General features: G+C 37.9%; 11 protein-coding genes and 1 pseudogene. 10 read left to right on the forward strand and 2 right to left on the reverse strand.

The window, feature by feature from the left end:
* Positions 1-615 precede the first annotated feature (615 nt).
* The 6 genes from ACOWPH_RS19615 (at position 616) to ACOWPH_RS19640 (ending at position 9,458) form a co-directional block, all read left to right on the forward strand.
* Positions 616-1,719 (forward strand): bifunctional riboflavin kinase/FAD synthetase, encoded by a 1,104-nt coding sequence (locus ACOWPH_RS19615; RefSeq protein WP_015217070.1) that lies wholly within the window; start codon positions 616-618, stop codon positions 1,717-1,719.
* A 161-nt stretch (positions 1,720-1,880) separates the two neighbouring features.
* Positions 1,881-2,789 carry an AAA family ATPase gene (locus ACOWPH_RS19620; protein WP_015217071.1) on the forward strand — a complete coding sequence of 303 codons (909 nt, stop codon included), beginning with the start codon at positions 1,881-1,883 and terminating at the stop codon, positions 2,787-2,789.
* 205 nt (positions 2,790-2,994) lie between these two features.
* On the forward strand, positions 2,995-4,809 hold the full coding sequence (locus ACOWPH_RS19625; RefSeq protein WP_015217072.1) for an ATP-binding protein: 1,815 nt from the start codon (positions 2,995-2,997) through the stop codon (positions 4,807-4,809).
* Positions 4,810-5,067: 258 nt separating this feature from the next.
* On the forward strand, positions 5,068-5,607 hold the full coding sequence (locus tag ACOWPH_RS19630) for a dihem cytochrome c (protein ID WP_015217073.1): 540 nt from the start codon (positions 5,068-5,070) through the stop codon (positions 5,605-5,607).
* A gap of 312 nt (positions 5,608-5,919) precedes the next feature.
* A complete protein-coding gene (gene secA, locus ACOWPH_RS19635) occupies positions 5,920-8,709 on the forward strand; it encodes a preprotein translocase subunit SecA (RefSeq protein ID WP_015217074.1) in 2,790 nt (929 codons plus the stop codon).
* A 122-nt stretch (positions 8,710-8,831) separates the two neighbouring features.
* Complete coding sequence (locus tag ACOWPH_RS19640) at positions 8,832-9,458, forward strand: class I SAM-dependent methyltransferase (RefSeq protein ID WP_015217075.1); 627 nt, start codon at positions 8,832-8,834, stop codon at positions 9,456-9,458.
* Positions 9,459-9,531: 73 nt separating this feature from the next.
* Here ACOWPH_RS19640 and ACOWPH_RS19645 read toward each other — a convergent pair.
* Positions 9,532-9,861 (reverse strand): annotated as a pseudogene (locus ACOWPH_RS19645) (type II toxin-antitoxin system PemK/MazF family toxin).
* Positions 9,849-10,109, reverse strand: coding sequence for an AbrB/MazE/SpoVT family DNA-binding domain-containing protein (locus ACOWPH_RS19650; RefSeq protein WP_015217076.1), 261 nt, complete (start codon positions 10,107-10,109; stop codon positions 9,849-9,851). Before ACOWPH_RS19650 ends, ACOWPH_RS19645 begins: the two are co-directional and overlap by 13 nt.
* A 180-nt stretch (positions 10,110-10,289) precedes the next feature.
* On the opposite strand from ACOWPH_RS19650, the gene ACOWPH_RS19655 reads away from it, so the two are divergent.
* From ACOWPH_RS19655 to ACOWPH_RS19670, 4 genes are read left to right on the forward strand one after another with little or no spacing between them, the layout of a single operon-like run.
* The gene (locus tag ACOWPH_RS19655) at positions 10,290-12,482 is read left to right on the forward strand and encodes an AAA family ATPase (RefSeq protein WP_015217077.1); all 2,193 of its coding nucleotides are present in this window, start codon (positions 10,290-10,292) and stop codon (positions 12,480-12,482) included.
* 57 nt (positions 12,483-12,539) lie between these two features.
* Positions 12,540-12,857, forward strand: coding sequence for a helix-turn-helix domain-containing protein (locus ACOWPH_RS19660; RefSeq protein WP_015217078.1), 318 nt, complete (start codon positions 12,540-12,542; stop codon positions 12,855-12,857).
* A gap of 39 nt (positions 12,858-12,896) precedes the next feature.
* Complete coding sequence (locus ACOWPH_RS19665; RefSeq protein WP_015217079.1) at positions 12,897-13,073, forward strand: hypothetical protein; 177 nt, start codon at positions 12,897-12,899, stop codon at positions 13,071-13,073.
* Positions 13,074-13,090: 17 nt separating this feature from the next.
* The gene (locus ACOWPH_RS19670) at positions 13,091-13,234 is read left to right on the forward strand and encodes a hypothetical protein (protein ID WP_015217080.1); all 144 of its coding nucleotides are present in this window, start codon (positions 13,091-13,093) and stop codon (positions 13,232-13,234) included.
* The last annotated feature ends 6 nt before the right edge of the window (positions 13,235-13,240 follow it).

A 13,240-nucleotide genomic window follows, 5' to 3' on the forward strand; every position in this document is an offset into this window, starting at 1 on the left:
CGTTTTCCAGCACCCTTATAGAGACGTTCCATGGAACGTTTCTACATTGTTGTTCACTACCTATGTCTAATGAATTCGCCAAAAAATTAGGTGTTTCTGTAAAAACGATTCAGCAAAAATTTATCGAACAGAATGTTGGGTATTCTGTGGGAGTGACGGATGAATAACCGGGTTTAAGACCCCCACTAAATCGTAGATTTAGTGGACTACCCTTCGGGAACGCCAAGGGCGAATAATCAGTCGCAAATCTGTAGCTTGCTTACCGCAGGGGTATCCTCGACTGATAGCACAGCGTTAGCGAGGAACGAGCGTCTAGCTTCTGACTCCTTCTTCAATATTTCTGCGTCTTATTCCTCTGTCCTCTGCCTTTCTTCCGTCATTTGTAGATTTTAGATTAAATTGGTGATCAGAGAGCTAACAGCGCCATAGCCTACCTATTGGTGAAGTGGCAATTACTGGTAGATCAGCTTTTTGGCTTCACCAGCAGGCCAAACAAGCCTCTAGAAGCCTCTCAAGCTGCTGAGGATAGGTAAACGTCCTACAGCAAAAATATAAGCAACTGAGAGGTCGCCAAGCGCTGATAGCTAAAAATAAACCTAAAATCCCAGAATCCACGTGCTAAATTTGTCTCAAAATGGGTGTTCTGTGTGGGTTGCTTCTTCGACCGAATTGGCTCGAACACCGACTGCGATCGCTCTTGGTAAATTTGATGGTGTTCATATTGGTCATCAAAAGGTAATTCAACCAGTTTTGCAGTCAGCAAGGGGTGAAGATGGGCGAGGAACTGGGGAGAAAATACCAGAAGGCGCACCTATTCATCCTAGTCAATCATCAACTTTGCCATCATCCTCAGGACATATATATTCAACAGTTGTCACCTTTGATCCTCATCCCCAGGAATTTTTTACAGGTCAACCCCGTGCTTTGTTGACACCACTTGATGAAAAAGTTCAACAATTGCGATCGCTTGGAGTAGAACAATTAGTACTATTACCCTTCGACAAAGAACTATCTGCCCTATCACCCCAAGATTTCGTCGCCAAAATCCTCGTCCAACAACTACAATGTCAAAAAATTAGCGTTGGGCAAGATTTCTGTTTTGGGAAAAAGCGCATGGGTACTGCCCAAGATTTGCAAATACTCGCTGCCCAGTACAATATACCTGTAACCATTGTTCCCTTACAAACTGATACAGGCGACTTGCTCAAAAATAGCAGTTGTAGCAATACCGAGCCAATTGAAGATGGTCGCATTAGCACTTCCTTAATTCGCCAAACTTTAGAAGCAGGCGATATTCAACGAGCCAACCGCTTACTAGGAAGACCTTATACACTCACAGGTGTAGTCATACCAGGTCAACAGTTGGGTAGAACCATTGGCTTTCCCACCGCCAACCTGCAACTACCAAAAGATAAATTTTTACCCCTTCAAGGAGTTTATGCAGTGCGGGTGATCATCCTCAACGAAACGCCAGAAAATCTGCCTATACAGAACTTAGGTGTCATGAATATCGGCAATCGCCCCACTGTCAACGGTACTCATTCTTCAGTAGAAGTACACTTGTTAGATTGGTCTGGTGATTTATATGGAAAAAACTTGGTAGTACAGCTAGTAAAATTTTTGCGTCCCGAACAAAAATTTCCTGCCCTAGAAGCCCTAAAAACCCAAATCCAACTTGACTGTACAGTAGCTAGAGAAATTTTGAGTACACAATGCTGAATTTGGAATGTTAATTGGGAACAATGTATGGTAAAGGGTGATTGGTAATGGGTAATAGGTGATTGGAGGGACGAGAAAAATAAATATTCCCCCTCATCTCCCTCATCTTCCCCAGTCCCCAGTCCCCAGTCCCCACCTCCCCAATTCCCCAACCCCAGTGCATGAGAGAAAAAATTGACGCTTTAACACAAAATCTGGCTCGTACCATCGTTGGTAAAAATGAAGCAATACATTTAGTGATAATTGCTTTGTTGAGTGGTGGTCATGCCTTGCTAGAAGATGTTCCTGGGGTTGGTAAAACCCTACTCGCCAAATCTTTAGCTCGGTCTGTAGATGGTAAATTTCAAAGGTTACAGTGTACCCCCGATTTGTTACCAACTGACATCACTGGCACTAATATTTGGAATCCTAAAAGCGGCGAATTTAGTTTTCTCCCTGGGCCAATATTTGCCAATGTGCTGTTAGCTGACGAAATTAACCGTGCTACCCCCCGCACCCAGTCAGCATTGCTGGAAGTGATGGAAGAAAATCAGGTAACAGTTGATGGTGTCTCCCGTGCAGTTCCTCAGCCCTTCTTTGTCATTGCTACCCAGAACCCCATTGAGTACCAAGGTACTTTTCCTTTGCCCGAAGCACAAATGGATCGGTTTATGTTGTCCTTAAGCTTGGGATATCCTTCTGAGTCAGACGAATTGGGAATGTTGCAAAACCTGCAAAATGGGATTCAGGTAGCTGATTTGCAGCCTTGTATCACCTTGGACGAAATAGCTCAGTTACGGCAACTTTGTTCGCAAGTAAAAGTAGAAATATCTTTGCAGCAATATATTTTAGAATTAGTGCGAGCAACTAGAGAGGATGAAGAAATCACTCTTGGTGTTAGTCCTCGTGGGACTGTGGCATTACAAAAAGCCAGTCAAGCACGAGCTTTTATGTTAGGGCGAGATTATGCTATTCCCGATGATGTGAAGTTTCTTGCACCTTACGTTATGTCTCATCGCCTGATTCCTAGAGGTGGCAGGAATTCTAGGACTATAGTAGATCGTTTATTGCGAACTGTGTCGATTCCTTAGTTTTGAAACCTTGCGATCGCGCTACAATCAATAGTAACAGCACAAAAGAAGCGATCGCACTACAACAGGATTTACGCAACTGACATATAGATTTTTGATGTGACACTTGCGTAAGTCTTACACAAAAAACTATTCACAGCATTAAAATGAATTACCCAATGGTGGCTACAAAAATTAATTAAACAAAAAATTACAAATAATAATTATGGAAGACCTTTTAAGACTTAAAGAAAGAATTGAAATCGCCTTAGAATTAGGTGAAAGTTATTATCGTGAATTTAAAAGTGCATTACAAGGTCATGCAAATGACAAAAAGCCCCGTGATTTAAAAGAAATTTGTGCTGATATAGCAAAAACCTTGGTGGCATTTGCCAATGCTGACGGTGGGGAACTTTTTGTGGGTATAGAAGATAATAATATGGTGACAGGCTTGCCTTTTACAGAAGAAAAAATAAACGCTATTTTAAATGCACCTGAAAATTATGTTTTGAAAGATACACCACTATCTATTAAGCGTAAAAATCTTATTGACTATGAAGGAAAAAAAGTAGCTTATTTTTCCATTGATAAAGGTGCTACATTTGTTCATCAAACATCAAAAGGAGAATGTTTTCAACGCAAAGATCGAGAAAGTGTACCAACTTCTGCTGATAGTATTAGATTCTTGAGAGAAGAAGCCATTTCTAGAGAATATGATAGACAATTTGTAGATTTGGCAAGTGTAAGAGACTTAGACTTAGAGTTGGTAGCAACGGTTGCACAAGAAATCACTAAAATTAAATCTATTTCACCGGAAAAGTTCTTACAGTATGCTGAATTAGCAGAATTTGATGGAGATCGTTTAAGGTTAAGACGAGCAGCCTTATTGTTATTTGCAAAAAATCCTACCAAATGGCATCCTCGATTACAAGTAAGAATATTAAGGATAAACGGAACTGAAGAAAAACCTGCTCCTGACTATAACATCAATGAAGTAGCAGAGGTAACGGGTAATATATTTAAACTTGTGGAAGATAGTTGGGAAGCACTGAGACCGGCTTTAACAGAAACACGTTATTCAAGTGATGGACTATTTAAAACACAAGTAATTTATCCCGAACTTGCTTGCAGAGAAGCCTTAATCAATGCAATCACCCACCGAGATTATAGCATTGAAGGTCGTGGAATTGAAATCAGAAGATTTGACGATAGGTTAGAGGTACTTAGTCCAGGAAAATTATTATCTAAATATACTATTGAAGATTTGAAAGAACTCAAAGGCGCACATGAAACCAGAAATACCTATGTCGCTAGAGTTTTAAGAGAGTTTGGCTATATCCGCGAACTTGGTGAAGGCATTAGAAGGATGTTTGCTTTAATGAAAAGCAATGAATTGGTTGAACCAGAAATTTCTTCACCTAATAAATCATTTATTGTCTCACTATTTCATAAATTTATCTATACCAAAGAAGAGAAAATGTGGTTAGATAATTTTGAGCATTTACAACTTTCTAGAGAGCAGAAAACTATAGTTAAGTTGGGAATTAATGGCAGATTAATTTCTCCAAAGGAGATTTTTGAAAATGTGGGTATTTTAGATACTGATTATTATCGTCAATTGGTAGAAGGTTTAAGAAAAATTGGTATTTTGGTTAGCGAGGTTTCATCTGATGAAGCAACAAGACTTGCTAAAAAACAAAATATTTCTAAAAAAAGCATTGCTCGATTTAAAATTCAATTACCTTATAATGTGATAGATACTGCAAAAGTATCTGGAAGTAATGATACTTCAGATTATGCAAAAATATTTATTGGTAATGTTGATTTTAATGCTGATGAGCAGGATTTAGAAACATTATTTAGTCAATTTGGTGAAATCTCTGATGTATATCTTCCTAAAGATAGAATGACCGGAAAAAGTAGAGGTTTTGCGATTGTTGAGTTTGAGCAATTAGAATCAGCTAAAAAAGCGTTAGAAAATACAAACCCACTATTTTTACGTAATAGAAAACTTTACGTACAAAAGTACAAAGGAATCTAAAATTTTGATTTATACGTTAATGCCAAATTTAGGTAAAATCATCTGATGACTTTACCTAAAAGCTTGATCTGGTAAACGGTTTGTAAAGATTTATTTCTGAGGAAAATGATACTCGGACGGAACAAGAATAGCTCGATTTAGCCTCATTTTCCTCAGAGTATACCACTGCAATTTTTCCAAAAAAGAGGAACCCAATAGAGAGGTATCACCGATTATGATTAGCAACAGGTACGACATTTATTTGTGAGTGTGAGGTATATGTCAAATTTAGTAAAGTCCAAATCTCCCCAACGCCGACTCAAGCGCCAACTCTTCATTGTCATGCTGGTGATTTTTGCTTGGAGTATAGCCATAGGATTCATACTAGGTTTAGCTACCAGCACCCAAGCAGCTAACCCCGCTGCCTCTATTGGCACTGTTGATGTAGTACCTGCACAATACCAACTAGGGCAAGAACTATATTTAGAAAACTGCGCCAGTTGTCACATTGGCATCCCACCAGCAATTTTTCCTACCCAAACTTGGAAAAATCTGATTGAAGATTCTCAGCACTATGGGGTACAGATTCAGCCCTTAGTAGATCCGCAGCGGATTTTGGTGTGGAAATACCTATCAACTTTTTCCCGTGTGCGACTCGAAGACGAAGCAACACCTTATCGCTTCAATAGATCACGTTATTTCCAAGCTTTGCATCCTGATGTCAAATTGCCAAAACCTTTGCAAGTTAACAGTTGTGTAAGTTGTCATCCCGGTGCTAGTAAGTATAATTTCCGTAGCCTGACGACTGAGTGGGAGTAGGAAGAAGGTGACAGGTGACAGGTAACAGGTGATAGTAAGTTAAGAGAATATCTCCCTCATGCTCCTCATCTTTCTTCCCTGCATCATCTGAGGCCAAAATGATACTATGAAGGGACTTTAAATATAAAATATAGGTTGAAACCAATCATCATATCAAGGTGATTGTCCTGTTTTTATTAGGTTTTTGAGTAAATTCTCTTTTCCACGCCATTCAAAAGCAAAATGGCTGGATTGAGTTAAATGTCTATAATCATATAGCTATTTGCTAAACCTTTAATTCCCATCCCCCTTGATTTAGTTCTATAAACTGCCATGCTAAAACTATTGTTGGGCGATCCCAACGCTCGTAAGCTTAAAAAATACCAACCTTACATTACAGAAATTAACCTCTTAGAGGAAGAAATTCAGCCACTCTCTGATGAGGAGTTAAAAGGCAAAACTGTTGAGTTTAAACAACGGCTTGCCAAAGGTGAAACACTTGATGATATATTGCCTGAAGCTTTTGCTGTTGTCCGGGAAGCGGGACGGAGAGTATTAGGGTTGCGCCACTTTGATGTGCAACTATTAGGTGGTGTGATTCTGCATAGCGGACAAATCGCCGAAATGAAAACCGGTGAAGGTAAAACTTTGGTGGCTACTTTACCGAGTTATTTAAATGCCTTAACTGGTAAAGGTGTCCATGTCATTACCGTTAACGATTATCTGGCACGTCGGGACGCGGAATGGATGGGGCAGGTACACCGATTCTTGGGATTAAGTGTAGGGCTAATTCAGTCCACTATGACTCCCAGTGAACGCCAAAAAAACTATCAGTGCGATATTACCTATGTCACCAATAGCGAAGTAGGTTTCGACTATTTGCGGGATAATATGGCGACATCTATGGCTGATGTGGTACAACCGCCGTTTAATTATTGCGTTATTGACGAGGTAGACTCGATTTTAGTGGATGAGGCGCGGACACCGCTGATTATTTCTGGACAGGTGGAAAGACCAACAGAAAAATACCTGCAAGCGGCAGAAATTGCTTTTACGCTGAAAAAAGATGAACATTATGAGGTGGATGAAAAGGCGCGTAACGTTCTTTTAAGCGATGAAGGTTTTGCAGAATCTGAAAATCTTTTGGGTGTGACAGATTTATTTGACCCGGAAGATCCTTGGGCGCATTTTATGTTTAATGCGATTAAGGCTAAGGAATTGTTTCTTAAGGATGTAAATTATATTGTCCGCAATGATGAAGTTGTGATTGTGGATGAATTTACAGGCCGGGTGCTGCCGGGACGACGTTGGAGTGATGGATTACACCAGGCAATTGAAGCGAAGGAACACGTAGAAATTCAGCCAGAAACCCAAACTTTGGCTACGATTACTTATCAAAACCTGTTTTTGCTGTATCCCAAGTTGGGGGGAATGACGGGAACTGCAAAAACGGAAGAAGTGGAGTTTGAGAAGATATACAAACTGGAAGTTGCGATTATTCCTACTAACCGCATTAGAAGACGGGAAGACCTGTCTGATATGGTGTTTAAGACGGAATTGGGTAAGTGGAGAGCGATCGCTCAAGAATGCGCCCAAATGCACGAAAATGGTAGACCTGTGTTAGTGGGTACAACCAGCGTCGAAAAATCCGAACTTCTCAGCCGACTCCTCAAGGAAATAGAAATTCCCCACGAGTTACTTAACGCTAGACCAGAAAACGTGGAACGGGAAGCGGAAATTGTCGCCCAAGCCGGACGCAGAGGGGCTGTAACTATCGCCACCAACATGGCAGGACGAGGTACAGATATCATCCTCGGTGGTAACTCCGAATATATGGCGCGGTTGAAGCTACGGGAATACTTTATGCCCCGTATTGTCAGCCCAGAAGATGAAGATAGCTTCGGTATGCAAAGGGCTTCTGGGCTACCTATGGGTCATGGTAGTGGACAAGGTTTTGCACCTGGTAAAAAGGTGAAAACTTGGCGGGCTTCCCCAGAAATTTTTCCCACTCAGTTGTCGAAGGAGACTGAACAGCTTTTAAAAGAAGCTGTAGAAGTAGCGGTGAAGGAATATGGTGAGCGCAGTTTACCAGAATTGGAAGCGGAAGATAAGGTAGCTGTAGCTGCGGAAAAAGCACCAATAGATGATCCTGTTATTCAAAAATTGCGGGAAGCTTACCAACGCATTAAGCATGAGTATGAAGTATTCACCAGCACTGAACATGATGATGTGGTGAGTAGAGGCGGTTTGCACGTTATCGGCACAGAACGCCATGAGTCACGCCGGATTGATAACCAGTTGCGCGGAAGGGCTGGTAGACAAGGTGATCCAGGCACGACAAGATTCTTCCTTAGCTTAGAGGATAACCTATTAAGGATCTTTGGGGGCGATCGCGTCGCCGGCTTGATGAATGCTTTCCAAGTAGAGGAAGATATGCCTATTGAATCAGGTATGTTAACCCGCAGTTTGGAAGGCGCACAGAAAAAGGTCGAAACCTATTACTACGACATCCGTAAACAGGTGTTTGAGTATGACGAGGTAATGAATAACCAACGTCGTGCTATTTATGCGGAACGTCGGCGGGTGCTAGAAGGTCAAGATTTGAAGGAACAGGTAATTAAATACGCTGAAAAAACGATGGATGACATCGTTGATTATTACATCAACCCTGATTTACCTTCGGAAGAATGGGAATTAGAAAAATTGGTGGAGAAGGTGAAGGAGTTTGTTTACCTGTTGGCTGATATGCAGCCTAACCAATTAGAAGATATGGGAATGGGCGAAATTAAAGCTTTCCTCCATGAACAAGCGCGAATTGCCTATGATATGAAGGAAGCGCAAATTGACCAAATTCAACCGGGTTTGATGCGTCAAGCGGAACGGTTCTTTATTCTCCAACGCATAGATACTTTGTGGCGGGAACATCTGCAACAAATGGATGCTTTGCGTGAGTCGGTTGGTTTGCGTGGTTATGGTCAAAAAGACCCGTTGATTGAGTATAAGAGTGAGGGTTATGAGTTGTTCTTGGATATGATGGTGAATATCCGCCGTGATGTGGTTTATTCGCTGTTTATGTTCCAGCCTCAGCCTCAGCCTACTGTGCAGACTTCTGAGATGGTTTAAGATTTTTTTCACGCAGAGACAAGAGAGGCGCAGAGAGTTTTCTCTGCGTCTTTATTTTATGTAATTAGCGTATTTGAGTTAGGATAATAGGCATTCAATTAGGAAAAATCTACTTAGTAAATATGTTTAATAACGCATTGAGAACAGTACCTGGATTTAAAAAAATTAGAGCATCTTTAGATTTTCTGTTGAATAACAATAATCAATCCACACACTGGGGTAGAGTTGTGATGCAACAAGAGACTGAAAAGCTTGTGGAAAGTTTACAGCCCAATCAATTAAAAGTTTTAGAAATATCAGGTAATTATTGGCAGAAAACTGAATTTAAGGAATATAAGACAGTTGAGTATCCTGAATACGATATTTGCGAAATGGTTCTACCAGAAACTTTTGATTTAATTATTGCTGATCAAGTATTTGAACATTTGCTTTGGCCTTATCGTGCAGCTAAAAATGTGTATCAAATGCTGAATCCTGGAGGATATTTTCTCCTATCTACACCATTTTTAATTCGTATCCATGACTATCCTATTGATTGCAGTCGCTGGACAGAAACAGGATTAAAATATTTTTTAGCAGAATGCGGATTTCCTTTAGAAAATACAAAAACAGGTTCATGGGGAAATCGCGCTTGCATTCAAGCAAACTGGCATGAATGGGCTATTTATCGTCCAATTTTATTGCAGTCATTAAAAAATGAGCCTGATTTTCCTTTTTGCGTTTGGGCATTAGCACAAAAACAAACATAAAAATTAAATATTAAAGATGTTTTTTATCATATAAGTTGACGTAAGAACACGAAGTTAAGAGATTTGAGGTTAATCATTCAGCAAACATTTCAGCTAAGATATCCATAACTGTTTTTTGCTCTTCTGCACTAATTTGACCAAGAAATTTGACTAATCGAGTTTTATCTACTGTGCGAATTTGGTCAAGTACAATTTGTCCATCTTGTCCTTGAAATTGACAAGTTACTCTTGTCGGTTATGGTTGCCCTTTTGTTGTCATTGGTGCCACTATGACGGTAGCAATATGGTGGTTAATTTCGTTGGGTGAAATTATTAAACAGGGGCGTGTTTTTTTTATTTCACTGCCAATGGTAGGGTCAACATTAATTAGGAAAACATCAAATCTGTTGACTACCATTGCCATTCAGCTTTATCCCATTCTGTTGTATTGATGTCATCTAATAAGATATCATCGCGGTTTTCTGCCATTTCTATAAATGCTTTTTCCCAATCTTTTCTTGCTTGTTCAACTGGGCGAATAATGAGATGATTTTCTTGAACTTCTATTTCTACTTCTGATTTAATTCCGCTTTGTTCTAATAGGGTTTTGGAGATGCGTAAACCTTGGAAGTTACCGATTTTGACTATTCTGGTTTTGATTGATGTATCCATTTTTTGTGTTTGGGAATAGGTGGTATTTACATTGTAATTACAAGGATGGGGATAGTCAAGTGTAAAGCTAAAAGTAAGGGTTTAAATCTCTGAGATAGGTTAAGACTTGTTTCAAGTTGCATGATTATATTTCATGTTGTATTATGTATCTATTCTAGTTTGAATCTAAATTTCTTAATAATGCGTATTACTAGACTGGAAATCAAAAATTTTCGTGCCATAACATCTTTGAAATTAACAGATTTGGGTGATGTTGTTGTGATTGCCGGTCCTAATGGTAGCGGGAAGTCTTGTATATTTGATGCAATTAGACTATTAAAGTCAGCCTATGGAGGTTATCAGGATAATGAATGGCAGCAATGGTTTAATGAGTTTCTACTTAATTGGAATCAGAGATCAGCTAATATATCATCTATATTTCAAGATCCAAATAAACCTATAGAAATAAATGCAGAGTTTTTATTTACTGACCAAGAAAAACAACACATTTTACATGAATTGGCTTCATTAAGCGGATCACAACAAAAAAAGCTTATTTCTGAATATACAACAAATCAAATTAGAGAAAATAATCAAAATTGGGATAGTTTTACAAGTCCACAAAATCCACAATATTTATTTAGTACAACATCCTTATCATTAGCAACTCCATTTTATGAAAATAATCAACAATTGCTTGATTCTAATTTAGTTAAAGTCTCATATTTTGAAAATGAATTAAATCAGAATTATTATGCTGGTTCTATTAAACTATGGTCTGATCGTAAACGTGAACTAGAAATATTGCCATCACCAGTACTAAGTCTTGTTTTTAGTCTTTATGATCCGCAAAAAATTGGTATTATTGATTACCATAGCGCAAATCGAGTTTATTCTCGTGAGCAAGTTGGTGGTATTAACCTAAAGACTGATTCAACAGAAAACCAATTACGGCAATCTGCTCTATATAATCATACAAACAAATATTCAAACCTGAAAACAGCTATTGCTTCTAGTTATCTACGTCAGCTTATTAGAGAAAAATCTGGATCATCTAGCAATGAAACTGATAAAATAACTGATACTTTGAAGGAATTATTTACAACTTTCTTTCCAGGTAAAGAATTTTTGGGACCACAACCTAAATCTGATGGAAGCATATCATTTGATGTCAAAACTTTCTCTGGAGCGATACATGATATAAATGAATTAAGTTCGGGAGAAAAAGAAGTTCTTTATGGATATTTACGTTTATGGAATACCGCTCCTAAAAATTCTGTACTATTAATTGATGAACCAGAACTACACCTTAATCCTCGTTTGGTAAGTTGTCTAGCTAACTTCTATCATCAACATTTAGGTGAACCATTAGGAAATCAGTTATGGTTAGTTACACACTCTGACACTCTTATTAGAGAAGCAGTTGGAGTCAAAAATTTTCAAGTATTTCATCTAGAACCGTCTAGCAAATTAACTTGTGAAAATCAAGCTATAGAAGTTAAAGCAAATAATGATATTGAAAGGTTAATTATTAGTCTTGTTGGGGATTTAGCAATTTACCATCCGGGAAAAAAGATTGTAATTCTTGAAGGTGGGGGTGATACTGACTTTGATAAACGAATGGTAAGTAAACTATTCCCAGAATTTGCAGCTAAAGTTAATATCATATCAGGTAGTAGTAATGAACAAGTAAAAAATGCTTACAAAATTCTAGAGCAAGCCAAACAGGATGGTTATATACGTGAAAAATTCTATGCAATAACTGATGGTGATTTAAAGATTTTAAATTCGGATAAACAATCCAGTAATTTAACATCTAATCGCCATTGGGATGTATATCACATTGAGAATTATCTACTTGAATCACGTTTTATCCTCAAAGTTCTTCAAGATATGAATGCCCCTAGTCGAGATTATTCTGAAGAGAAGATTGATGAGGAGCTTAAGAAATTGGCACTGAATTCGATTACATCTTTAGTTAAACAAAAACTTTATAATTATGTATATGGTTTGTTAACATTAAAAGAAAATAATCTGGGTTTTAATCCAAGTATTCAATCACTAGGTTCTGAATTTGCAAAAGTAGTAGATAGATATTATAAACGCATCAGTCAATTAGCTGAAAATGAGCTTTCTTCTGATAAACTTATTGAACTTGAAAAACAGTACCATGCTAAGATAATTAAGTCTTTAGAAGATGATACTTGGCGTAAAATAGTTCCTGGTAGAGATGTATTAAAACTATTCACTGACAAATTTGTTTCTAGTATTGATGCAAAGAGTAGTTCTGTAAAATATGAAATATTCAGGAATTTTATTTTAGCGAGAATGAGTGATGCTAATTGTCAGCCTGTATGCATGAAAAAAATACTTGACGACATAATTGCTGATTAATAAAAAATTGACGTTTTCAACATTAATACTTCAAGAACACTGACAAAATAAATAACAATGACAGACTATATTCGTATGAAAACCAGCAGCGGTAATGTATTCGCTGATTTAGGTTTACCCAACCCAGATGAAATGCTAGTAAAAGCAGAATTAGCTCGTAAAATTAGTAATGCTATCACTGCTCGTCATATCACCCAAGCAGAAGCAGCTGAATTATTAGGAATTGATCAACCAAAAGTTTCGGCTTTAATGAGAGGAAGACTTACAGGTTTTTCTCTAGAAAGAATGTTTAGATTTCTCAATACATTGGGAATTGATGTTGAAATTACAGTCAAACCTACATCTAAAAATAATGCACGGATAACTGTAGTTTAATTTGTGCTTCTGAAAATTCAAAATTCAAGGAAGAAATATATGACTACTTTAGTGAAAGAATTATTAAACACATTTGATAGTTTACCAGAATCAGAAAGACTAGAAATAGCTGTGGTAATTTTGAAACGGGTTACAAATTTAGAATTTCCACCTTTATCAAATGAAGATTTAGTGTGGAATGCTGAAGAAATTTTTTTGGAATTAGATGAATACTAAACATATAGTAACAGCTTATGACTTCCATTAATTTACAATTATCATCTGATTTAATTAATGAAGGTGAGCAAGCTATTCGTCAAGAATTGGCTTTACAATTGTATGACCAAAATATCTTTAATTTTGGTCAAGCACGACGTTTAGCTAATTTATCTGTTTAGGAATTT

It is taken from the genome of Anabaena sp. PCC 7938, assembly GCF_049315035.1.
GTDB lineage: Bacteria > Cyanobacteriota > Cyanobacteriia > Cyanobacteriales > Nostocaceae > Anabaena > Anabaena cylindrica.